This window comes from Agromyces cavernae (genome assembly GCF_021044935.1).
Taxonomy (GTDB): domain Bacteria; phylum Actinomycetota; class Actinomycetes; order Actinomycetales; family Microbacteriaceae; genus Agromyces; species Agromyces cavernae.
On sequence record NZ_JAJNMP010000001.1, the window covers coordinates 782,773 to 804,092 of the forward strand.

At 72.0% G+C, this 21,320-nt stretch carries 20 protein-coding genes; 9 read left to right on the top strand and 11 right to left on the bottom strand.

Translation table 11 applies throughout. From position 1 onward, the window contains the following. Positions 1–77: 77 nt before the first annotated feature. Complete coding sequence (locus tag LQ757_RS03610; RefSeq protein WP_231045829.1) at positions 78–1,322, top strand: ATP-binding protein; 1,245 nt, start codon at positions 78–80, stop codon at positions 1,320–1,322. Positions 1,323–1,376: 54 nt separating this feature from the next. Here LQ757_RS03610 and LQ757_RS03615 read toward each other — a convergent pair whose 3' ends face one another. After that, positions 1,377–2,003 carry a response regulator gene (locus tag LQ757_RS03615; RefSeq protein WP_231045830.1) on the bottom strand — a complete coding sequence of 209 codons (627 nt, stop codon included), beginning with the start codon at positions 2,001–2,003 and terminating at the stop codon, positions 1,377–1,379. Further along, positions 2,000–3,193 (bottom strand): sensor histidine kinase, encoded by a 1,194-nt coding sequence (locus tag LQ757_RS03620; protein WP_231045831.1) that lies wholly within the window; start codon positions 3,191–3,193, stop codon positions 2,000–2,002. The genes LQ757_RS03615 and LQ757_RS03620 overlap by 4 nt, the downstream gene beginning before the upstream one ends. A 149-nt stretch (positions 3,194–3,342) precedes the next feature. Here LQ757_RS03620 and LQ757_RS03625 point away from each other — a divergent pair, with 149 nt between their 5' ends. The 3 genes from LQ757_RS03625 to LQ757_RS03635 all read left to right on the top strand — a co-directional run bounded on the left by LQ757_RS03625 (position 3,343) and on the right by LQ757_RS03635 (position 5,957). Continuing rightward, positions 3,343–4,323, top strand: a complete 981-nt coding sequence (locus LQ757_RS03625) for an SMP-30/gluconolactonase/LRE family protein (protein WP_231045832.1) — start codon at positions 3,343–3,345, stop codon at positions 4,321–4,323. Between the two features lie 128 nt (positions 4,324–4,451). After that, positions 4,452–5,063 carry an ankyrin repeat domain-containing protein gene (locus LQ757_RS03630; protein WP_231045833.1) on the top strand — a complete coding sequence of 204 codons (612 nt, stop codon included), beginning with the start codon at positions 4,452–4,454 and terminating at the stop codon, positions 5,061–5,063. Positions 5,064–5,117: 54 nt separating this feature from the next. Continuing rightward, positions 5,118–5,957, top strand: a complete 840-nt coding sequence (locus LQ757_RS03635) for a sulfurtransferase (RefSeq protein WP_231045834.1) — start codon at positions 5,118–5,120, stop codon at positions 5,955–5,957. On the opposite strand, the gene LQ757_RS03640 is transcribed toward LQ757_RS03635, so the two are convergent. Beyond that, positions 5,954–6,781: a class I SAM-dependent methyltransferase gene (locus tag LQ757_RS03640; RefSeq protein WP_231045835.1), complete on the bottom strand. Its 828-nt coding sequence runs from the start codon at positions 6,779–6,781 to the stop codon at positions 5,954–5,956. The genes LQ757_RS03635 and LQ757_RS03640 overlap by 4 nt on opposite strands. 123 nt (positions 6,782–6,904) lie before the next feature. On the opposite strand from LQ757_RS03640, the gene LQ757_RS03645 reads away from it, so the two are divergent. Next, on the top strand, positions 6,905–7,867 hold the full coding sequence (locus LQ757_RS03645) for an FKBP-type peptidyl-prolyl cis-trans isomerase (RefSeq protein ID WP_231045836.1): 963 nt from the start codon (positions 6,905–6,907) through the stop codon (positions 7,865–7,867). A gap of 189 nt (positions 7,868–8,056) precedes the next feature. Here LQ757_RS03645 and LQ757_RS03650 read toward each other — a convergent pair whose 3' ends face one another. The 3 genes from LQ757_RS03650 to LQ757_RS03660 all read right to left on the bottom strand — a co-directional run bounded on the left by LQ757_RS03650 (position 8,057) and on the right by LQ757_RS03660 (position 12,107). Then, on the bottom strand, positions 8,057–8,941 hold the full coding sequence (locus tag LQ757_RS03650; RefSeq protein WP_231045837.1) for an energy-coupling factor transporter transmembrane component T family protein: 885 nt from the start codon (positions 8,939–8,941) through the stop codon (positions 8,057–8,059). Next, positions 8,938–10,644, bottom strand: coding sequence for an ABC transporter ATP-binding protein (locus LQ757_RS03655; protein WP_231045838.1), 1,707 nt, complete (start codon positions 10,642–10,644; stop codon positions 8,938–8,940). Before LQ757_RS03655 ends, LQ757_RS03650 begins: the two co-directional genes overlap by 4 nt. A gap of 149 nt (positions 10,645–10,793) precedes the next feature. Then, on the bottom strand, positions 10,794–12,107 hold the full coding sequence (locus LQ757_RS03660; RefSeq protein ID WP_231045839.1) for a glycosyltransferase: 1,314 nt from the start codon (positions 12,105–12,107) through the stop codon (positions 10,794–10,796). A gap of 228 nt (positions 12,108–12,335) precedes the next feature. Here LQ757_RS03660 and LQ757_RS03665 point away from each other — a divergent pair, with 228 nt between their 5' ends. Then, positions 12,336–12,752 (top strand): transferase, encoded by a 417-nt coding sequence (locus LQ757_RS03665; protein ID WP_231045840.1) that lies wholly within the window; start codon positions 12,336–12,338, stop codon positions 12,750–12,752. Positions 12,753–12,846: 94 nt separating this feature from the next. Here LQ757_RS03665 and LQ757_RS03670 read toward each other — a convergent pair whose 3' ends face one another. The 4 genes from LQ757_RS03670 to LQ757_RS03685 all read right to left on the bottom strand — a co-directional run bounded on the left by LQ757_RS03670 (position 12,847) and on the right by LQ757_RS03685 (position 16,656). Further along, positions 12,847–13,221 (bottom strand): PepSY domain-containing protein, encoded by a 375-nt coding sequence (locus tag LQ757_RS03670; RefSeq protein ID WP_231045841.1) that lies wholly within the window; start codon positions 13,219–13,221, stop codon positions 12,847–12,849. Positions 13,222–13,332: 111 nt separating this feature from the next. Continuing rightward, on the bottom strand, positions 13,333–14,706 hold the full coding sequence (locus LQ757_RS03675; protein WP_231045842.1) for an ATP-binding protein: 1,374 nt from the start codon (positions 14,704–14,706) through the stop codon (positions 13,333–13,335). Continuing rightward, entirely contained in the window at positions 14,699–15,376 is a 678-nt protein-coding gene (locus LQ757_RS03680) for a response regulator transcription factor (RefSeq protein WP_231045843.1), read from the bottom strand. The genes LQ757_RS03675 and LQ757_RS03680 overlap by 8 nt, the downstream gene beginning before the upstream one ends. Positions 15,377–15,600: 224 nt before the next feature. After that, complete coding sequence (locus LQ757_RS03685) at positions 15,601–16,656, bottom strand: LLM class flavin-dependent oxidoreductase (protein WP_231045844.1); 1,056 nt, start codon at positions 16,654–16,656, stop codon at positions 15,601–15,603. Positions 16,657–16,924: 268 nt separating this feature from the next. On the opposite strand from LQ757_RS03685, the gene LQ757_RS03690 reads away from it, so the two are divergent. Together LQ757_RS03690 and LQ757_RS03695 are read left to right on the top strand one after the other, a co-directional pair. After that, a complete protein-coding gene (locus LQ757_RS03690; RefSeq protein WP_231045845.1) occupies positions 16,925–18,436 on the top strand; it encodes an FAD-binding oxidoreductase in 1,512 nt (503 codons plus the stop codon). Positions 18,437–18,511: 75 nt separating this feature from the next. After that, the gene (locus tag LQ757_RS03695; RefSeq protein ID WP_231045846.1) at positions 18,512–19,699 is read left to right on the top strand and encodes a hypothetical protein; all 1,188 of its coding nucleotides are present in this window, start codon (positions 18,512–18,514) and stop codon (positions 19,697–19,699) included. Positions 19,700–19,823: 124 nt separating this feature from the next. Here LQ757_RS03695 and LQ757_RS03700 read toward each other — a convergent pair whose 3' ends face one another. Then, positions 19,824–20,162 (bottom strand): hypothetical protein, encoded by a 339-nt coding sequence (locus tag LQ757_RS03700; protein WP_231045847.1) that lies wholly within the window; start codon positions 20,160–20,162, stop codon positions 19,824–19,826. 110 nt (positions 20,163–20,272) lie between these two features. On the opposite strand from LQ757_RS03700, the gene LQ757_RS03705 reads away from it, so the two are divergent. Beyond that, positions 20,273–21,277 (top strand): LLM class F420-dependent oxidoreductase, encoded by a 1,005-nt coding sequence (locus LQ757_RS03705; protein ID WP_231045848.1) that lies wholly within the window; start codon positions 20,273–20,275, stop codon positions 21,275–21,277. Positions 21,278–21,320: the final 43 nt, after the last annotated feature.

A 21,320-nucleotide genomic window follows, 5' to 3' on the forward strand; every position in this document is an offset into this window, starting at 1 on the left:
TATCGGCGGGTGTTGTCGCTTTTAGTCAACTTTATGAAATCTCGATAAATTCCCCCAATACTCCTAAACTCGCGAGCATGGACAGCATCAGCAACCCGTACACGCCGAACGCGGGTGCCGCCCCCGAGGTCGTCGTCGGCCGGGACGACCTGATCGAGGCCTTCACCGTGCTGCTCGGCCGCCTCGAACGACACCGGACCGAGCAGTCCATGATCGTCACCGGCCTGCGCGGCGTCGGCAAGACCGTGCTGCTCGGCCGGTTCGGCGAGATCGCGCGCGCGGCCGGGTGGGAGGTCGTCGAGATCGAGGCGAGCAAGCACGACGACGCCCGGTTCCGGCAGACGATGTTCTCGCAGCTGAAGGCGGCGCTGCTGCGCCTGTCACCCCGCGCGCGGTGGACCGAGCGCGGACGCCGAGCCGCCGAGGTGCTCAGCGCCTTCGCGGTCTCGGTCGACCAGAAGGGCACCTTCAGCGTCTCGTGGGACGTGCCGCCCGCCGAGGGCGAGGGCGACCACGGCGACCTCTCGATGGACCTCACCGACGTCTTCGTGGCGCTCGGCGAGGCGGCCGACGAGCAGCACCGCGGCGTCGCACTTCTCATCGACGAGGTGCAGTTCCTCGGCAGAACCCAGCTCGAGGCCCTCATCCAGGCCGTGCACAAGACGGTGCAGCGCCGGCTGCCGATCGTCTTCGTCGGGTCGGGGCTGCCGCAGATCGCCGAGCTCGCGGGCGACGCCAAGTCCTATGCCGAGCGGCTCTTCACGTTCCCCGTGATCGGCTCGCTGGCCGGCGACGACGCGCGCGCGGCGCTCACCGAGCCCGCCCGCGTCGAGGGGGTCGTCTTCGACGACGACGCGGTCGACCTCGCCATGCAGATCACGCAGGGCTACCCGTACTTCATTCAAGAGCTCGGGCACCAGGTCTGGGCCGTCGCCACCGCCGGCCGCGTGCACCGCAGCGACGTCGAGATCGCCCGGGAGGCCTATGAGGCGAAGCTCGACAGCTCGTTCTTCAGGGTGCGTCTCGATCGCGCGACCCCCCTGCAGACCGCATACCTGCGGGCCATGGCCGAGCTCGGCCCCGAGCCGCAGAAGGCCGCCGACGTCGCGCGCGTGCTGGGTCGCGAGTCGACGCAGGTCGGGCCGACGCGGGCCGAGCTCATCGACATGGGGCTGCTCTACACGCCCGAGCACGGCTACGCCGCGTTCACGGTGCCCGACTTCGACGAGTTCATGAAGCGCGCCGTGCCCGAGCTCACGGTGCCCGAGGTGCGCAAGCGCGAGCGGCACGCCGATGGCGCTCCGCACGGCAGGGACGCGTGACCTCGTCGAGGTGGGGGCGGGAGCGCGGGTGGGGCCCGCAGCGGACACCGAGGCTCAGCGACGGATGACGCGGCGCTCGATCGCGGCGGCGACCGCGCCCGCGCGGGTGTCGACGCCGAGCTTCGCGTAGATGTGCGAGAGGTGCGACTTGACGGTCGCCTCCGACACGAGCAGGACGCGCGCCATCTCGCGGTTCCCGAGGCCTTGCGCGAGCAGCTCGAGCACGGCCACCTCGCGTTCGGTGATGACCGGCCCCGGCGATGCGGCGCGGCGCACGAGGGTGGCGGCGACCGACGGCGCGAGCACCGTCTCGCCGCGAGCCGTGGCCCGGATCCCCGCGAAGAGCTCGGACGCCGGGGCATCCTTCAGCAGGTAGCCGCTCGCGCCGGCGTCGAGCGCACGCAGGATGTCGGCGTCGGTCGCGTACGTCGTGAGCACGAGCACGTGCGGCGGGTCGGCCAGGGCGCGCAGCCGGACCGTGACCTCCGCCCCGCCGGCGCCCTCGCCGAGGTCGAGGTCCATCAGCACGACATCGGGTCGCAGGGCGCCGACGATCGAACGCGCGCTCGCGAGGTCGTGCGCCTCACCGACGACCTCGAGGTCGTCGGTGCCGGCGAGGAGCGCCGCGAGTCCGGCGCGGACGACGGGATGGTCGTCGACGAGTACGACGCGGATCGTCATGACGATCCCAACGGGAGCTCGATCGAGACCGTGGTGCCGTCGCCGGGCGCGCTCTCGACCGACGCGCGGCCCCCGAGGGCCTCGGCACGGTCGCGGATGCCCGCCAGCCCGCGGCCACGACCGCTCACGGGATGCACCCGGTCGGTGCTGAAGCCGATGCCGTCGTCGCGCACGTCGAGTCGCACCTCGTCGCCCAGGTACGTGAGGCTCACGGCGATGCGCGTCGCACGCGAGTGCTCGACCGCGTTCGCGAGCGCCCCCCGGGCTGAGCGCAGCACCGCGCCCGCCACCTCTGCGGGAAGCGGTGCCGGGTCGCCGTGCACGTGCACCGTCACGTCGATCCCCGTGCGGGTCTCGTCGACGAGCCGGCGCAGCGCCGTCGGCAGCGCCTCGGACGTCTCATCGCCGGCCACCTCGGCGGGCGGCAGGCCGTGGACCACTCGGCGCACGTCGTCGAGTCCGTCGCGCGCGGCCTCGGCCGCGACCCGCACGTGGTCCCTCGCGAGCCGGGGCTGACGTTCCCAGTCCTGTTCGGCCGCGGCGAGCAGCAGCGTCATGCTCGCGAATCGCTGCCCGACCGAGTCGTGCAGTTCCCGCGACATCCGGCCGCGCTCGGCGAGGGCGCCGGCACGGTGCTGCGCCTGCAGCAGCTCGTCCTGCGCGTCCGTGAGCTCGTCGAGGAGCTGCTGTCGTGCGACCGACTCGCGCTGGAGCGCCCGGTAGACGAGGACCGTGACGACGGCGATGCCGATGGGCCCGACGATCACCGTCGGGTCGATGCCCTCCGCGATCCGCAGCGTCGCGACGCTGACGACCCCGGTCATCACGACGACGACGGTGACGGCGCCCCCGAACGGCAGCACCTGCAGCACCGCGAAGCCGAGCGGCACCGCGCACCACGCGAACGAGGGCGCCGCGAGGGTGAGGAGGGCCCACAGCACCGTGACGGTCACGACCCACGCGGTCGGCCACCACCGTCGGGCGGGCAGCAACGGGCGTACGACGGCCGCGACCGCGAGCAGTGCGGCTCCCGCGAGGACGAGCGTGCTCTCGGTGCCGAGACCGTGACGCTCGAGGTAGCGTACCGCGCACGTCGCGATGAGCACGAGCAGGACGACGAGCAGCCAGCGGTCGAGACGGTCGACCGGTGCGAGGATGCCGCGGACACCGGTTCGGTCTGAGGTGGACATGATCGGCCAGCCTAGGCAATCGATGCTCGGGTCGGCATCATCCGATCGGCTATCGAGTCGTGGCCGTTCGCCCGACGCGCCCGCCCGAATCCACCGGGAGGCTGGAACAGCACGGCCGACACCCGCCGTGTCCGAGATGAGGAGCTTCCATGCAACGCACCATCGCCACCCTGCTCGCCGCGGCGACGCTGACCGCGGGCGTCACGACGACCGCCCTCGTCGGCGGGGCCGGGGCCGCCGTCGCCGCCGATGCCGGACGGCCCGACCGGTACACGGTCGCCGCCGACGAGGGCGGCTCGAAGTTCGAGGGGATCGGCGCCGACGAGCGCCGGGGTCTGTTCTACGTCAGCGAGGTGACCGGCGGCGAGATCCACCGGGGGAGCGTGCAGAATCCCGTCGCCGAGCAGTGGCTCGCGGGCGACGGCGCCGACGGCCGCTTCACCGCGCGCGGCGTCACGGTCGACGGCGACGGCAACGTGTACGTCGCCGGAGGGCCGAACGGCATCGGCAACCCCGCTCGCCCCGACCTCTGGGTGTACTCGCCCGAGGGCGAGCTGCTCGCCGCCCTGCGCGTGCCCGGCACTGCCGACGCGTTCCTCAACGACGTCGCGATCGGCCCCGACGGCGCCGCGTACTTCACGAACTCGAACGATCCGCAGGTATTCCGGGTGGCCGACGGCGGCGACGGCTGGACGGCCGAGTTGTGGGCGGATGCCTCGGGCACGATCGCCCGCCTCGCGGGCTTCAATCTCGGGGGCATCGTGCTGAGCGCCGACGGCAGCGCGTTCGTCGTCGCCCAGGGCAACGTCGGCCGGTTCTGGCGATTCGCCGCGGCTGACGGTGCGGTCTCGGAGGTCGCCACCGGCGGCGCCGACCTCGTCAACGCCGACGGACTCGTGCTGCAGGGCAACCAGCTGACCGTGATCCGCAACTTCTCGAAGACGGTGGCATCGCTGCGACTCTCGGCCGATGGCTCGGCGGCGACGCTGCGCTCGCAGCTGGCGAGCGACCCCGACCGGGTGTACACGACGGCGAAGATGCTGCGCGGGCGCCTGCTGGCGGTCGACAGCAAGTTCGACGAGCAGATCGCGACCGGACCGTTCGACGTCGTCGGGTCGCCGTGGGGCTGACACCTCGAGCACGCTGGAGCGTCGCCGTCGCGGTCCTCGCGACGGCGATGCTCTGCTCCGGCTGCGCCGCCGCCGACGCACCCGGCGAGCACGCCCCCACGCAGGCGACGACACGAGAGGATCCCGTCATGACCGAAACTCCCGCACCCCACCTCCCCGACCCCGACGCAACGCTGCTCACGGCCGCCGCGTCGGGTGACGCCACGACCGTCGAGCTCGCCATCCGGGCCGGCGCCGACGTCGAGGTGCGCGACTCGCACGAGCGCACCGCGCTGCTCCTCGCGGTCGCCGGCGACCACGTCGACGTGGCGAAGGCGCTGGTCGCGGCCGGCGCGGATCCCGACGCGCTCGACGACCGCCACGACACCCCCTGGCTCGTCACCGGTGTCACGGGCAGCGTCGCGATGCTCGAGGCACTGCTGCCCGCCGACCCCGACCTCACGATCCGCAACCGCTTCGGCGGCGTCTCGGTGATCCCGGCGAGCGAGCGGGGGCACGTCGACTACGTGCGCCGGGTCGTGCAGACCGGCATCGACGTGGACCACGTCAACGACCTCGGGTGGACCGCGCTGCTCGAGGCCGTCATCCTCGGCGACGGGGGATCCCGCCACCAGGAGATCGTGCGCATCCTGCTCGCGGCCGGTGCCGACCGGTCGATCGCCGACCACGACGGGGTCACCGCGCTCGATCATGCCCGCTCCCGCGGGTTCACCGCGCTCGCCGAGATCCTCGAGGGCTGAGCGCACGCCCGGGGCCGAGAGACCGCGAGGCCGGGAGTGGGCGAGGATGGGGGCATGCCCATCCTCATCCAGCCCGATGACCTCGCCGCACGCCTCGCCGCAGGCGTTCGCACGGTCGTGCTCGACGTGCGCTGGTCGCTCGCCGCGCCCGACGGCACCGAGGCCTATCGCGCTGGGCACGTCCCCGGTGCCGTCTACGTCGATCTCGATCGTGAGCTCGCCGACCACGACGCGGTCGGCGAGGGGAGGCATCCGCTTCCCGCGGAGGCGGACTTCACCGAGGCGATGCGACGGTGGGGGCTGCGCGACGGCGACACCGTGGTCGTCATGGACGACCTCGGCAACCAGTCGGCGGCCCGGGCGTGGTGGCTGTTGCGCCACGCGGGGTTCGGTGATGTGCGACTGCTCGACGGCGCCCTCGCCGGCTGGCGCGCGGCGGGTCATGCGCTCGAGACCGGCGATGTCGTGCCCGAGCGTGGCGACGCGACGGCGAGGTTCGGGGCGATGCCGGTGATCGGCATCGACGAGGTCGCCGATGTCGCCGGCCGCGGGGTGCTGATCGACGCTCGAGCCGCAGAGCGATACCGCGGCGAGACCGAGCCGATCGACCCGCGTGCCGGACACATTCCCGGGGCGGTCTCGGCGCCGAGCGGCGACAATCTCGACGCAGCGGGCCGGTTCCGCTCGCCCGATGCCCTCCGCGAACGATTCGCCGCCCTCGGCGTGCAGGTCGGCGATCCCGTCGCCGCCTATTGCGGTTCGGGCGTCACCGCGGCGCACGCGGTCGCGTCGCTCGCGATCGCCGGGGTCGACGCCGCGCTCTACCCCGGGTCATGGAGCCAGTGGTCGAACGATCCGTCGCGTCCGGCGGCGACCGGGCCCGATCCCCGCTAAGCCGACTCCTCGGGTCGCTGCCCGACGGCGATGAGGGTCGTGAGGTCGACCGACGTCACCTCGCGGTGAGCGAGCTCTCGCAGGTACCGCTCGCGCATTTCCGCGACGGCCTCGTCGCCCTCGAGGTCTCCGAGCCCGGCACGCAGGTCGGTGCCGAGCACGAGCGTCCAGGCGATCTCGTCGGTGAGGTCGACGTGCCGCTGCACGGCCTCGGCACGCACTCCGACGAGGCCCAGACCGGTCAGCCAGTGGGCGAGCGTGCCTGCAGTGTGCAGTTCGTCGAGTTCAGGCGCGTGCACCGCATCGGACTCGACGTCCGCTCCGGCGTCGGGCAGAACGGCGGTGAGCACCTCGGGCAGCGGCTCGAGGGCTCCATGCGCCCACACCGTGATCGCCACACGTCCGCCCGGCCGGGCCCGCTCGATCAGGTGCTGCACCCCCGCGTCGAGGTCGGGGAACGACGACACCCCGAGCACGCACTGCACGAGGTCGTAGCCGGTCGTCTCCCACGTCGTCGGGTCGGCGACGTGCAATCGCAGCTGGGGCATCCGCTCGCCCGCGCGCTCGCGCGCGATCTCGATGAGCTCGGCAGACGCGTCGACCGCGTCGACGAGGCCGCCGACACCGACGAGCTCGGCCGTCGGAAGGGCGGATGCCCCGTCACGGGCGCACGCGTCGAGCACGAGTTCGTCGAACCGCGGGTGGGCTCGCGCCACCGCGGCCGTCGAGATCGGATTCCAGATCAGCTCGTCGAGATCGGCGAAGGATGTCGCGTCAGGCGCGGACCCCTCGACGAAATCAGGCTCTCCCGTCGTATCCCCCATGCGCCCATTGTGACCCCGATGGCAACGATTCGGCCGAATTCAGGCAATCGAAAGGCGAACAGGGCAGACTTGGACGACCTGCTTTCAGCATTCTTGTTTCCGATCGAATCGAGACACACCCTCATGAATCGTGCACTGCGCCGTGCTGCGCCCATCGCGCTCGCCTCAGCCGCAGCCCTCCTCCTCGCCGGCTGCGCCGGCAGCTCCACCCCTCCCGAGGCATCCGAGACCCCGGCTGCCGAGTGCATGGACGTCGCCTCGGGCGCGCTGAGCGAGGGCGTCACCGTCGAGGGCGAGTTCGCCGGGTCGCCGACCGCGACCTTCACCACTCCCGTTGAGGCCACCGCCCTCGAGCGCACGATCGCCATCGAGGGCGACGGCGACGACACCGTCGCAGGCGACGCCGTCAACGTCGTCGTGACCGCGTACTCGGGCACGTCGGGCGAGCAGGTCTTCTCGCAGCCCACGACGATCGACTCAGGCAACGACCAGATCTTCGAGGCGTTCCGCGCCGGCGTCGACTGCGTGCCGCTGGGTTCGCGCACCGTCACCGTCGCTCCCCCCGAGTTGCTCTACGGCGACCAGGGCAACGAGTCCATCGGGGTCGCCCCCGGCGAGACCCTCGTCATCGTCATGGACGTCGTCGAGGTGCAGGAGCCGCTGAAGCCCTCCGAGTGGACCGAGAACGTGCCCGAGGTCGAGTTCGGCGCCGAGGGCGAGTCGCCCACGGTCACGATCCCCGACGCCGAGCCCTCGACCGAGCTGCAGATGCACGTCATCGAAGAGGGCGACGGCGATACCGTCCAGGCCGGCGACAGCGTCACCCTGCAGTACAAGGGCATCAGCTGGGACAGCGGCGAGGTGTTCGACGAGAGCTACGCGCGCGGTGAGCCCGCGACGTTCCCGACCGACGGCGTCATCCAGGGCTTCGGCGCCGCGCTCGTCGGCCAGAAGGTGGGCACGAAGCTCATCGTCACGATTCCGCCGGAGTACGCCTACGGCACCGACCCCGCGGCGCACGACCTCGGCGGGCAGACGCTCGTGTTCCTCGTCGAGATCGAGGGCACCGAGCCGCCCGCCGAGTAGCCCGGTCCCCGTCCCCGCCGAGAGTGCACTCACCGCCCCCAGGAGGGCGGGAGGTGCACTCTCGGCGCTTCGCCGCTCGCATTGCCGCTGCCGAGCGTGCACTCCTCGCCCCGGGGAGGGCGAGATACGCACTCTCGGCGCGGTCGCCGCGACGGGCGAACGCCGGGGGAGGGCGCCCATCGCGGCAGGTCAGCCGAGTCCCGACCCCAGCGCCCACCAGTACACGCCGACGCCGATCGCCCAGAAGGCCGCGACGAACACGGTGTCGCGCACACGCCACGGGCTCAGGGTGCGTTCGGTGCGGGTGGCGTGCGCGCCGAACGCGCGCGCGTCCATGGCCAGCGCGACCCGCTCAGCGTGGCGGATCGCACTCGCGAGCAGCGGAATCGCATAGCCGATGCCGCGGCGCACCGCCGCGACGGGTCCGCGACGGGTGTCGGTCCCGCGAACCCGGTGAGCGGCCCGGATGACCTCGAGCTCGTGCCCGAACCGCGGCACGAATCGCAGTGCCGCGAGCGCCGTGTAGCCGATGCGGTACGGCACCCTCAGGTTCTGCACCATCGCGCGCACGAACTCGGGCCCCGTCGAGGTGAGGCCCGCGACCAGCGAGAGCATGAGCAGCGCCGCGAGTCGCAGTGAGGTGGCGAGCCCCACGAGGTAGGCGGCGAGGGTGAACTGCCACTCGCCGATCTGCATGAGCACGACGGATGCCGCGGCACTCGCTTCGTCGATACGCGACGGGTCGACCCAGACGCCGAAGGTCACTCCGAGCACGAGCACGGCGATCGGCGTGCCGACAACGAGCGCGAGGGCGCCGCGCGCCGGCAGTCGGGCTCCGATGAGCAGCAGCGCCATCACGAGCACGATGAATGCGATCGGGATCGCGAATCCCCGCGTGAACACGAGCGCGATCATGAACGGCAGCGGGCCGGCGAGCTTCGCGAGCGGATTGAGCGCGTGCAGGAAAAGGATGCCTCGTGCCGGGTGCTGCTCGGCGAACGGGTCGGGCTGCGTGGGCGGCGGTGCCGGTACCGGTCCGGTCGGTGCGACCTTGCGTGCCGTCGGCGCGGTCATGCTGAGGCCTCGGGGACGGGCGGGAGCTGGGACATCCGGCTCACGCCATGCCAGTCGGGGTGGTTCAGGAGGCCGCGCGTCGCCCTCGCGAGCGGCGGGTGGCGTAGCCCGGCCTCGTCGATCAGGGGTCCTGCGAGCACGTCGGCCGTGGGGCCGGTGCCGAGGATGCGACCGTCCTGCATGACGACGACGCGGGTGGCATAGTCGGCGACGAGCTGCAGGTCATGCGTGATGACCAGGACCGTCGTGCCCTCGTCGTTGAGCTCGCGCAGCATGTCGAGCAGTTCGGCGGCACGCTCGCGGTCCTGGCCGAACGTGGGCTCGTCGAGGGCGAGCACGGGGGCGCCGGCGATGAGCGCGGTGCCGACCGAGAGGCGGCGCTTCTGACCGCCCGAGAGCAGGAACGGATGCTGCTCGCGCAGGTGTTCGAGTCCGAACCGGCGCAGCATGCGCAGCGCGGCCTCGGTGCGATCGGCCTCGGGCACGCCGTGCACGCGCAGGCCGAGCTCGAGCTCGCCGAACACGCTGTGCGCGACGAACTGGTGCTCGGGATTCTGGAACACGAACCCGATGCGGCGCGAGAGCGTGCGCGCGTCGGCGCGTGCCGGATCGAGGCCGAGCACGTCGACGGCGCCGGCAGGCGGCGGGATGACGCCGCCGATCGCCTGCAGCAGCGAGGTCTTCCCCGCCCCGTTCGTGCCGATGATCGCGACGAATTCGCCCGCGGCGACGTCGAGGTCGACATCGTGCACGACGATGGGCCCGCGCCTGCCGCCCCGCCGCACCGAGAGCCCGCGCACCCGGATCGCCGGATCTCCGGCGGGCGTGCCGACCTGGATCGCCGACCGCGGCGCGGGGAGCGCGGCGTGGGCGTCGAGCGCGGTCGCGAGCTCGGCGGGGGTGAGCGGCAGCGGGTCGATCGCGATGCCCGCGTCGCGCAGCCGCATCGCGGCGAGCGTCGAGACCGGCAGCCAGACGCCGAGCTCGAGCAGGTCGGCGGCGCGTTCGCGCAGCACGTGTCGTGCGGGTCCGTCGATCACGAGGTGCCCGTCGGCGTCGAGTACCACGACGCGGTCGACGATGTCGACGGCCGCGTCGAGATTGTGCTCGATGAGCACGATGGCGTGGTCGCGCTCGCTCGCGAGCTCGCGCAGCACGGCGTACACCTCGTCGATGCCGGCCGGGTCGAGGTTCGCGGTGGGCTCGTCGAGCACGAGCACCGGGGCCGCCATCGCGAGGGCGCAGGCGATGGCGAGGCGCTGCCGCCCACCGCCCGACAGCCGGTCGGGGTTCTCGTCGCGGCGCTCCCACAGGCCGACGAGTTTGAGGGCGCGCTCGGCGCGAACGAGCACGTCGGCCACCGGCACCAACTGGTTCTCAGGGCCGAAGGCGACCTCGTCGAGCAGGGTGCCGGTGACCACCTGCGCGTCGGGATCCTGGAACACCATCGCGACGTGCTCGCTGAGCGCGCCGACGCCGTGGTCGCGGCTGTCGAGCCCGGCGATGCGAACGCTGCCGTGGAGCTCGGCCGGCACGGCGTGGGGGATGAGTCCGTCGAGCGCGAGCGCGAGCGTCGACTTTCCGCACCCCGACGGGCCGAGCACCAGCACGACCTCACCCGCCGCGATCGACAGCGTCACTCCGTCGGGCGTCGCCCTGCTCGCGCCGTCGTGGCGGATGCGCACGCGGTCGAGGTCGAGCAACGGGGAATCGGGCAAGGCTGGCCTGGGTCGTGGGTGGCGGACGGCCCGCGTCGCGGCATCCGTTCTTAGGACAGCCTAACCCGCCCCGTCGACCGTTCCCGGGCGTCAGCCGGCCGGATCCCCCGTGCCCCGTCGGCCGACGCCGGGCGTCAGCCGACCGGCGACTCGAGCCGGAGCGCCGCGACGATCGACGCCGCCTCGAGCTCGGCCTCGATCACGTCGAACGTGTCGTACTCGCGGATGCTCGCAGCGAACGCCGTCGCCCGCTCGCGATATCCGCGGTCGGCGAGTACCCGGGCGACGCCGGCGCGAATCGCGTCGGGTGTCGGGCTCCCCGTCCTGAGGTTCACGCCGACGCCCGCCCACTCCGCGCGCATCGACACCTCGGGCTTGTCCTCGGTGTCGCCGGCGGCAACGATCGGCACACCGTGGCTGAGGGCGTACTGCGTGCCGCCGAATCCGGCGTTCGTGACGAACACGTCGGTCTTGGGCAGCAGCAGGTCGTAGGGCAGGAACTGCGCAGCCCGGGCGTTCGCCGGCAGTTCGCCGAGCTCCTCGACCGGGCGACCGCCGGTCGCGACGACCACGAGCACGTCGAGGTCGGCGAGCGCCTCGAGGGTCGGGCGCACGAGGCGGTCGAAGTCCTTGTTGTCGATCGTGCCCTGCGTGACGTGCACGACGGGTCGACGGCCGTCGAGCTCGCGCCACCAGCGGGGAAGCCGGCCGGCGACCGGCGCCGGCGGCAGCACGGTGCCGACGAATCGCACGTTCGCCGAGAGATCACTGCGGGGGTACTCGAACTCGGCGGGCGAGAGCTGCAGGAACCGGTCGAACTTCCGCGAGAAGTCGAGCACGAACGAATCGAGCGCCGGGCGCCCGAGCGACCGCATCGTGCGATCGGCGAGCTTCTGGGTCTTGCGGAACAGCACCCGCTGCACCAGGAGGTTCAGCGTGCGGTTGCGCAGCCGGCCGAGGACGCCCGGCACCGGCGGAAGGCCGAGGCCGTACGGCGCGACATCGGTGCTCGACTGGCTGAGCGGTATGACCCCGGCCGCGAGCACGGCAGGCCGCGTCGCCGCGTCGTCGAGCAGCAGCGGGAGGATGCCCGCGAAGGCCGAGTCGACGAGGATCGCGTCGGGCGCGAGCTCGGACACGGCCGCCTCGACGGCACGGAACTGGTCGGGCACCGTCTTCACGAAGATCGTCTGGATGTCGTATTGCAGCTTGCCGACGCCGCGGTGGCGGTCCCGCTCGGGCAGGTGGTCCTGCATGACACGGTCGTCGTAATCGGCGATGCCGCCGAGGGCGCGGTGGTCGGCCCCCGCCTCCAGGACCGCGTGGCGGAACCGCGAGCCGGTGAGGACGGTGACGTCGTGGCCGCGCGAGACGAGGTCGTGGGCGATGGCGATGAGGGGTGCGACGTGACCCTGGATGGGGTTCGCGCAGAGCAGGTACGTGGACATGAGAAGCGAAGCTAGCCTCCGTCGACGACCGCGAACAAGGGATTCCGGCCCCGTTCGGTGCCTGCCCCGGCCGGTTTCAGTGCTGGCACCGAGAAGCCGCCGAGCACACCGCCCGAGCACACCGCCGGGCGGACGGCTCGCCCGGCCGCGAGGAAGGGAATACGCAGGTCAGCCCAGAGGTTGTATACGTATTCGGGCGTGGAGTCACCGCGCTGGAGGGAGGAGCACGTGGGCATCAGCTATGTCGAGTTCGAAGACGAAGCCGGGATCACGCGTCGCTACCGCAAGCACGTCAACGGCCGCGGCCTCGTGGCCACGACCGCAAAGGTCGACCCGACCGCGTTCGTCGACCCGAAAGCCTACGTCGACCCGGGTGCCGAGGTTCAGCGCGCAGCGCAGATCGGCCCGGGCGCTTGGATCGAAGGCGACGCCATCGTCGCCGAACGCGCCGTCATCGGCGTGAATGCGCACGTCGGCCGCCGCGCGGTCATCGGCCGCAACGCCGTGATCGGCCCCTATGCGACGGTCGGTGAGGGTGCGCGCGTGCAGAACGGCGCTCGCGTGCCGCGCGAGACCAAGATCGCCGCGGGCGATGAGTTCCACGCGTCGACGCAGGATCTGCGTCGCCTGGGCCTCGCCGCCTGACGCCGAGCACAGACGAACGGATGCCCCGGGCGCGGCCCCGGGGCATCCGTAGTGTGCGGCGGGACGAAAGGGGAACGCCCGCCGCAGCTTCGCGTCAGTCGTCGTTGGGCCCGTCGTCGTCGCCGGCCTCGTCGCCGCTGCCCTCGTCGTCGAAGCTCACGAAGTTGAAGTCGGCGTCGAGTACGACCTCCTTCACGGTGCCGTCGTCGAGGAGCACTTCGACCTCATAGGCGTTGCTGCCGCCGTCGCTGTCGGCCTCGGAGTCGACGACCGTTCCGCCGCCGGTCTCGGCCAGTGCGGCCTCGCTCGCCTTCTCGAGGTCGGATCCGACCAGCACCTGGTCGTCGGCATCGGTGCCGTCATTCCCTGACGGCGACGGTGTCGGCGTGGCGAACGCGATGGCCGCGCCACCGAGCACGATCGCCGCGGCGCCGGCTGCGGAGCCGATCCAGACGGTGCGCTTCTTCATGGGGTCCTCCTCGGACTGGTCGAAGTCTCTGAAGCGAGCATGCCCCGCGGTCGCTGAAGCCAGCCTGAAGCGGTGCAGAAAGATCCTGTGAACCGGCGCGGCGGCCAGTCGTCAGTCACCCGCGGTCGCCGGGAGCGTCACGACCATGCGCGTGCCCGGTTCGCCGGCTCCGGCATCGATGCGCACCGCGCCCCCGTGCGCCGCGACGATCTCGCGCACGATCGCGAGGCCGAGCCCGCTGCCCCCGGTGTCGCGTGCGCGGGCGTCGTCGAGCCGGACGAACCGTTCGAAGACCCGCTCGCGTTCGTCGGCCGGGATGCCGTCGCCGTCGTCGCTGACGGTGAGCACGACGGATGTCGCGTCGGCGACCGGTGCGACGGTGAGGGTGATTCCGGTCGCGGCGTGCCGGGCGGCGTTGTCGACGAGGTTGCGCACGAGCTGGCGCAGCAGGACGGGGTCGCCCTGCACGCGCGCGGCTGCGATGCCGCTCGTGTCGACCGCGAGCCGGGCGGCGCTGCGCACGCGCTTGGCCTCGTCGAGGAGCAGGTCGTCGAGGTCGACATCGCTGTGTTCGATGCGAAGGGCACCCTCGTCGGCGTTCGCGAGCACGAGCATGCCCTGCACGAGCCGCTCGAGCCGCCCGCCCTCGTCGAGCACCGCGTCGCCGAGTTCGTCGAGGGTGATTCGCTCGGGGTGTGCACGTGCGACCTCGGCATACTGCCGAAGGGCGGCGAGCGGCGACTTGAGCTCGTGCGAGGCATCCGAGATGAACCTCCGCTGGGTCGCCTGCGCCGCCTCGAGTCGATCGAGCATGCCGTTCAGGGTGTGCGCCAGCCGGCCGATCTCGTCGTCGGCCGGCGGCTCGTCGATGCGCTGGGCGAGCGTTGCCGCGGTCACGCCGGCGACCTGGCGTCGCATGCGCTCGACGGGCGAGAGCGCCCGCCCGACGATGACCCACGCCGTCAGCGCGACGAGCACGGTGATGAGCGGCACCGCGATCCAGAGCAACCGCGCGACGGTCGCGAGCGTCTCGTCGGCCGATTCGGTATCGCGTCCGACGATCACGATGCCGTCGACACCGTCGGTGCTGAAGCCCTCGACCGCCGTGATGAACGTCTCGCCGTCGACGTGCACCGGCGGGGCGCCGTCGTCGTCGGCGACCGGTGTGGCGGGTGCGTCGTCGGTGGCGAAGATGATGGTGCCCGCCTCGTCGACGACCTGCACCAGACGTTCATCGGGTTCCGAGAACGAGCCGAGCCCGTCGGCATCGATCCGCTCCGCGATCACCGCGGCATCCTGCTCGGCGGCGCTGCGAAGCGCGTCGTGGAGCGAGGTGCGCAGCGTGAACCAGAACCCGACGGCGCCGAGCACGAGGGCGACGGCCACGACGGATGTCGCGACGAGCGTGATCCGCGTGCGCACGCCGCCTCGCCGCCACCGGCGGCGGCGGGGGGATTCGGCGGCGCCGGCAGTCGCGTCAGCCACCGTCGACCGCCAGTCGGTAGCCGGCTCCGCGAAGGGTCTCGATGCTCGCACGTCCGAAGGGCCGGTCGACCTTGTTCCGCAGGTGCCGGATGTAGACCTCGACGATGTTCGGGTCGCCGTCGAAGTCGAAGTCCCAGACCCCGCCGAGGATGTCGGCCTTCGAGACGACCTCGCCCGCGCGACGCATGAGGAACTCGAGCACCGTGAACTCGCGGGTGGTGAGGTCGATGCGCTCCCCGGCGCGTTGCACCGCCTTGGTGGCGGGATCGAGGGTGAGGTCGCCCGCCTCGAGCACGGCGGGCCGGGGGGCGGATCCGCGCCGGATGAGCGCCCGAACCCGTGCCACGAGCACGGCGAACGAGAACGGCTTCGTCAGGTAGTCGTCGGCGCCGGTGTCGAGCGCCTCGACCTGGTCCCACTCGCCGCTCTTCGCGGTCAGCATGAGCACGGGCGTCCAGTCTCCCTCGTCGCGCAGCGTGCGGCACACCGTGTAGCCGCTCATGCCCGGCAGCATGATGTCGAGCAGCACGACGGCGTACTGGTTCTCACGCGCGAACCAGAGCCCGTCGGTGCCGTTGGCGGCGACGTCGACGGCGAACCCCTCGGCCTCGAGGCCGCGCTTGAGCCCCTCGGCGAGGCGAACCTCGTCTTCGACGACCAACAGGCGCACCGCGGACTCCTTTCCGGTGAACCCATCTTGGCCGATGCCGCCCATCTTGGCGGGGTTCCGCTGAAGCGAGCCTGAAGCGGTTCAGCGGGTTGAGGAGGCGCGCAGCCCCGTCTCGAATCCCCTTTGGCCGGTCAACGGGTCTCGATACGCGACCGCGTCGGTCGAGTAGGCCCGTCAGGGCCGTATCGAGACCTCGCGACGGGTCTCGATACGCGACTTCGTCGCTACTCGACCGGCGGCAGCTCACCGGCGAGCAGCTCGAGGGTCTGCTCACGACCCGGGGTTGCGTCGCCGGGCTCGGCATCGTACGACCCGCCGATCGGCGCCACCATGACCTCGTCGATGCCGTGCCGGTCGGCGAGGCGCCGCAACTCGGTCACGGCTTCCGCGGCATCCGCGATGATCCACCGCTTCTCCATCGCGGCGATGACCTCGTCGCCGATCGAGTCGGACGGCGCGGACTGCGCCTCCTCGACGGTCTCGAGCGGGCGCATCGGCCGGTTGGTGCGCAGCCGCGCCATCGAGCGGAGCTGCGGGAGGGCACGCGCCCGCGCCTCCTCGACGGTCGGTGCGACCGATGCGTTGACGGTGAGGAACGTCTCGGGCACGGGATGCGCCTCGCTCGGCGTGTACTCGGTGCGGTACAGCTCGAGCGCGCGCTCGAGGCCGTCGCCCGAGAAGTGGTTCGCGAACACGTACGGCAGGCCCAGCGACGCGGCCAGGCGGGCCGAGTAGTCGCTCGATCCGAGCAGCCACAGCGTCGGGACATCCGTCGCCGCCGGCGTCGCCATGATCGGGTACTCGCGCCCGCTCGTGAGCCGCAGCGTCGCGCCGTCGGGCGAGAGCAGCGACAGGATGTCGGTGATGTGGTCGGGGAAGCGGTCGACGTCGGCGGTCGGCCCGGAGATGCGCAGCAGCTGCGTGATCACCGGGTCGCTGCCGGGCGCGCGACCGATGCCGAGGTCGATTCGGCCGGGCGCGAGCGCCTCGAGCGCCGCGAACTGCTCGGCGACGACGAGGGGCGCGTGGTTGGGCAGCATCACGCCGCCCGAGCCGACGCGGATGCGTTCGGTCTGCGCCGCGATCGAGGCGATCAGCACGGGCGGTGTCGTCGAGGCGACGGCCGGCATGTTGTGATGCTCGGCGAACCAGTAGCGCGTGTAGCCGAGACGGTCGGCGAGCTTCGCGAGGCGAACGGATGCCGCGACCGCCTGCCGGCTCGTCTGGCCCGAGCGCACGGGAACGAGGTCGAGTACCGAGAGTCGCAGCTGAGTGTCCATCGCAGTCGGCAACCGCCGCGGGAGTTGCGGTATTCCTCCGCGCCTCGCGCCTCACGCGGGCCGCCTCGGGCCGACTCGCCCGGCCGAGGCCCCCGTGCGAGCGATGCGGGTTATCCCTGACGGGATCGGAGGGGGCCCACTGATTCGGCGGATCGGTGCCGGGCATTGGATGGGATCTCGTTGCGAGCGCCGTGCGATTCCGCGCGGCCGTCGAGTACCGGCCCTCGGCCGGCCGGCCCGCGATCGAATCCCCGAAAGGAACCTGACTGTGAACACCCCTGTGCCCGCTGCCGCGCACCGCACCGCGCAGCGCTCCTCCGACGCCGTCGTCACGGACATCCTCGAAGCCCCGCGGTACCACGACGACGGCGACGCCGACCTCTCGCTGCGCGAGACGCTCGCCAACCTCGGCGCGACCGTCGCCGGTCGTGTGGTGACTCCCTCCGACCCCGGCTGGGACGAGGCCCGCGCCGCCTGGAACCTCGCCGTCGACCAGCGGCCCGCCGCGGTCGTCGTGGCCGCGAGCATCGCCGACATCGCCCACACCGTGCGTGTCGCGAAGCGCCTCGGCCTCGCCGTGGCAGCGCAGGGCACCGGTCACAACGCGGGCCCGCTCGCTGCGGGCAACGGCCTCGCCGATGCGATCCTGCTGCGCACGCACGAGCTGCGGGGCGTCGAGGTCGACGTCGAGCGGCGCATCGCCCGGGTGGAGCCCGGCGCACAGTGGGGCGACGTGGTCGCCGCGGTCGCACCGCACGGGCTGACCGCCCTCGCGGGATCCTCGCACGACGTCGGCGTCGTCGGGTACACGCTCGGCGGGGGTGTCAGCTGGCTCGCCCGCACGTACGGAGTCGCCGCGAACCACGTCGTCGCGATCGAGCTCGTCACGGTCGACGGCGTGCGCCGCCGCGTCGACGACGTCCACGAGCCCGAGCTGTTCTGGGCGCTGCGCGGCGGCGGGGGCGACTTCGGCGTCGTCACGGCCCTCGAGTTCCGTCTCTTCGACATCCCCGAGATCGTCGCCGGCACGATGTTCTGGCCCATCGAGCGTGCCGAAGAGGTACTGGGGGCCTGGGCCGCGTGGACCGCCGGCGTGCCCGACTCCGTGACCTCCGTCGGCCGGCTGCTTCGCTTCCCTCCGCTGCCCGACCTGCCCCCGTTCCTCTCGGGTCGCTCGTTCGTCGTCGTCGAAGCCGCGATGCTCGAGTCGCCCGAGCGCGTCGACGAGCTGCTCGCGCCGCTGCGCGCCCTCGGCCCCGAGATCGACACCGTGCACCCGCAGCCGACATCGGAGCTGCTGCAGCTGCACATGGACCCGCCCGGGCCGACCCCCGGGTACGGCGACGGCATGCTGCTCACCGAGCTGCCGCCGGCTGCGGTTCGCGCCTTCCTGGCCGCCGTGGGTCCGGATGTCCCGACCGCGCTCCTGTCCGCCGAGATCCGCCACATCGGGGCAGGCCTGCGCCCCGAAGCCGCCGTGACGCGTGCCGAGTCGACGGGCTCCGCCCTGCCCGGCGTGACCGCCGGATTCGACGCGGAGTACCTCGTCTACGGCGTCGGGATCGCGATGCCGGGCGCCGAAGACGGGCTCGCGGCATCCCTCGGCCGGCTGCTCTCGCGCATCGAACCGTGGCGTGCACCGCTCGACTACCTGAACTTCGCCGAGCACGAGCTCGCAGCCGAGCGCATGTTCGGCGACCGGCTCGAGCGGCTCCGCGCGGTGAAGCACGCCGTCGACCCGACCGGTGTGATGCGGTCGAACCACCCCGTCGCACGATAGGGGTGTCGCTGGCCTCCATGCCTTCGTAGGCTGGAGGCCAGCGACATCGACGTCGCGCGATCGGGGGAGGAACGTATGACCGTCCACTACCAATTGCCCACCGCGGCCGACTTCGCCACGCTCGCCGGAACGCACCACCCGTCCATCACCATTTACGCGTCGACGTCGCCCGTCGTGAGCGAACGTGAACGCTCAGCCGTGGCAGTGAAGAGCGCGTTCGACGACGCGATCGAGCAGGTCAAGGCCTCGGGCGCATCGAACGGCGAGCTCGACCGGCTCCGCGCCGAACGCGACGCGATCGTCGGCGACCAGCGACTGTGGGCGGGGCTCTCGCGCTCGATCGCGATCTTCGTCGGCCCCGACTGCAGCGAGGTGTTCGTCCTGCCCAATCGGCTCGACGACGCCGTCCACGTGGGTTCGCACTTCACGCTCGGTCAGTTGCTTCGCGCACCGAGTCAAGATCAGGAGGCGTACGCCCTCACCGTCTCGGCCAACGAGTGGTCGCTCTGGCACGCGACCCCCACCGACCGCGCGGTGAAGCTCGACATCGACAGGTCGAGCACCGCGAACGTCGACGCGGCGACCCACCGCGAGCCCGGCGAAGTGCGCCCGCGCGGCGGCCGCCTGCGCGGCGACCGCAGCCGCCTCACGGGCGACGAGGGCAAGAAGACCCTCTCCGACATCTACGCCAAGCGCGTCGCCGACACGGTTCGCGCTGAGCTCATGCAGCTCGATCCCGACTTGAAGGTGCCGATCTTCGTGTTCGCCACCGAGCCGCTGCTCAGCCAGCTCATGGAGCGCGCCAAGAGCGGGCGCCATGTGATCCCCGTACCGGGAAGTCCCGACGAGCTCGGTGCCGCCGAGGTCGACGAGGCGATCCGCCAGCAGCTCGCGACCCTCAACGTCGCCGAGGCCGAGACCGAACTGCGCGGCCTCACCGAAGGAACTGCCGGGCGGGTCGAGCGCGACCTCGCCGCCATCGCCCGAGAGGCCGCCGACGGCGCGGTCGAGCGATTCTGGTTCGACTTCACCACGAGCGTCAACGGCACCCTCGACCGCGAATCGGGCGCGATCGAGTTCGCGAGCGGCCATGGTTCCGGCGAGACGCTCGCCGACGGCACGCACGCCGGCGACCTCCTTCCGCAGCTCGCGCTCCTGGTCATCTCGAAGGGCGGCAAGGTCGTGACGGTTCGCAGCGACGATTTCGACGGCGAGGTGTGGGACGGCCCGGCGATCGCCGAGCTCAGGTTCGCGCTGGCGTAGCGTCGCGCCCGCGCCCGCGCCCGCGCCCGCGCCCGCGCCTGCGCCCGCGCCCGCGCCCGCGCAGCGTCACGGTGCGCCGGGCTTGCGTCACGAAGCCGGCGATCCCGCTGGGATCGCCGGCGTTTCACGCGAACGAGGGTGATCGATCCCGCAGCGGGAGGGTGATCCCCTCGCGCCACCCGAAGCGAACGACGACCTCACGAGCGCGCGGCCCCTCGATCATCGCCTCGAACGAGACGCGCGAGCGCACGGCCGGCCGCGACGGGCTCGGCGGCGTCTCGCGCAGTTCGAGCACGATGGTCTCGGGGCGGTGCTCGACACCTGCGGCGGCGACGAGCTCGACACGCCAACCCGGGGTCGGGCACACGCCCCGGCCCATGACGCGCACGATGCGCGCATCGGACGTCTCGACGACCGTGGCATCGAAATCGGCTCGACTGACTTCGCAATGGTTCTCGGTCATTCCCCGGACGGTACGGGGCGGCGCCGAGGCTGTCATCAGGGGTAGCGCTGAGCCGCAGCATGCCGAGGGCTCGCCCCTCGAGTCGCACCGTGCGTCGTAGGCTGGCGATCATGCGCTTCGGAATGTTCGTCCCCCAAGGCTGGCGTCACGACCTCGTCGGCATCGAAACCGGCGACCACTGGAACGTGATGCACGGGCTCGCCGCCTATGCCGACGCTCCAGCATCGGGGTGGGACACGATCTGGGTGTACGACCACTTCCACACGGTGCCGACGCCGTCGTCCACCGAGGCGACGCATGAGGCGTGGTCGCTCATGGCGGCCTATGCCGCGTCGACCAGTCGGGTGCGCATCGGCCAGATGTGCACGTGCATGAGCTATCGCAACCCGGCCTACCTCGCGAAGGTCGCCGCGACCGTCGACGTCGTCTCGGGCGGCCGGCTCGACATGGGCATCGGCGGCGGCTGGTACGAGCACGAGTGGCGCGCCTACGGCTACGGCTTCCCGCCGATCCCCGAACGGCTCGGGCGCCTGCGCGAGGGCGTCGAGATCATGCACCAGGCGTGGACGACCGGGCAGGCCACCCTCCACGGCACGTACTACCAGGTCGACGGCGCGATCGTGCAGCCGCGGCCCCTCCAGGCCGGCGGCATTCCGATCTGGGTCGCCGGCGGGGGCGAGAAGGTGACGCTGAAGATCGCCGCGAAGTACGCCGCATACACGAACTTCGGCGGCACGCCCGAGGAGTTCGCCCACAAGAGCAAGGTGCTGCGCGGACACTGCGACACCCTCGGCCGAGACTTCTCGTCGATCACGCGATCGACCGAGTTCCGCGCCGTGATCGGCACCGATACGGCGGATGTCGCGGCTCGACTCGATCGCATCGAGGCGCGGGTCGCGCCGTACCTCGGTCCCGAGGCGACGGCGCGCTACATGGGCGAGTACCGCCACAACAGCCCCCACACGCTCGTCGGCACACCCGCCGAGATCGTCGCGCTGCTCGAGGAGCGCCGCGAACTCGGGCTCGGCTACACCGTGATCTACACCCCGGAGGCGGCGTACGACCGGTCGGGCCTCGAGCTGTTCGCGGCCGAGGTCATGCCCGCGCTTCGCTGAATGCGCGCCCAGCTGATGCGTGGGCTGCGCTGATGCCCGCCGG

What these genes read in the sequence shown, in the direction of transcription:
- LQ757_RS03610 (WP_231045829.1), top strand. Translation starts at nt 78, where the DNA reads ATGGACAGCATCAGCAACCCGTACACGCCGAACGCGGGTGCCGCCCCC.
- LQ757_RS03615 (WP_231045830.1), bottom strand. Translation starts at nt 2,003, where the DNA reads ATGACGATCCGCGTCGTACTCGTCGACGACCATCCCGTCGTCCGCGCC.
- LQ757_RS03620 (WP_231045831.1), bottom strand. Translation starts at nt 3,193, where the DNA reads ATGTCCACCTCAGACCGAACCGGTGTCCGCGGCATCCTCGCACCGGTC.
- LQ757_RS03625 (WP_231045832.1), top strand. Translation starts at nt 3,343, where the DNA reads ATGCAACGCACCATCGCCACCCTGCTCGCCGCGGCGACGCTGACCGCG.
- LQ757_RS03630 (WP_231045833.1), top strand. Translation starts at nt 4,452, where the DNA reads ATGACCGAAACTCCCGCACCCCACCTCCCCGACCCCGACGCAACGCTG.
- LQ757_RS03635 (WP_231045834.1), top strand. Translation starts at nt 5,118, where the DNA reads ATGCCCATCCTCATCCAGCCCGATGACCTCGCCGCACGCCTCGCCGCA.
- LQ757_RS03640 (WP_231045835.1), bottom strand. Translation starts at nt 6,781, where the DNA reads ATGGGGGATACGACGGGAGAGCCTGATTTCGTCGAGGGGTCCGCGCCT.
- LQ757_RS03645 (WP_231045836.1), top strand. Translation starts at nt 6,905, where the DNA reads ATGAATCGTGCACTGCGCCGTGCTGCGCCCATCGCGCTCGCCTCAGCC.
- LQ757_RS03650 (WP_231045837.1), bottom strand. Translation starts at nt 8,941, where the DNA reads ATGACCGCGCCGACGGCACGCAAGGTCGCACCGACCGGACCGGTACCG.
- LQ757_RS03660 (WP_231045839.1), bottom strand. Translation starts at nt 12,107, where the DNA reads ATGTCCACGTACCTGCTCTGCGCGAACCCCATCCAGGGTCACGTCGCA.
- LQ757_RS03670 (WP_231045841.1), bottom strand. Translation starts at nt 13,221, where the DNA reads ATGAAGAAGCGCACCGTCTGGATCGGCTCCGCAGCCGGCGCCGCGGCG.
- LQ757_RS03685 (WP_231045844.1), bottom strand. Translation starts at nt 16,656, where the DNA reads ATGGACACTCAGCTGCGACTCTCGGTACTCGACCTCGTTCCCGTGCGC.
- LQ757_RS03695 (WP_231045846.1), top strand. Translation starts at nt 18,512, where the DNA reads ATGACCGTCCACTACCAATTGCCCACCGCGGCCGACTTCGCCACGCTC.
- LQ757_RS03700 (WP_231045847.1), bottom strand. Translation starts at nt 20,162, where the DNA reads ATGACCGAGAACCATTGCGAAGTCAGTCGAGCCGATTTCGATGCCACG.
- LQ757_RS03705 (WP_231045848.1), top strand. Translation starts at nt 20,273, where the DNA reads ATGCGCTTCGGAATGTTCGTCCCCCAAGGCTGGCGTCACGACCTCGTC.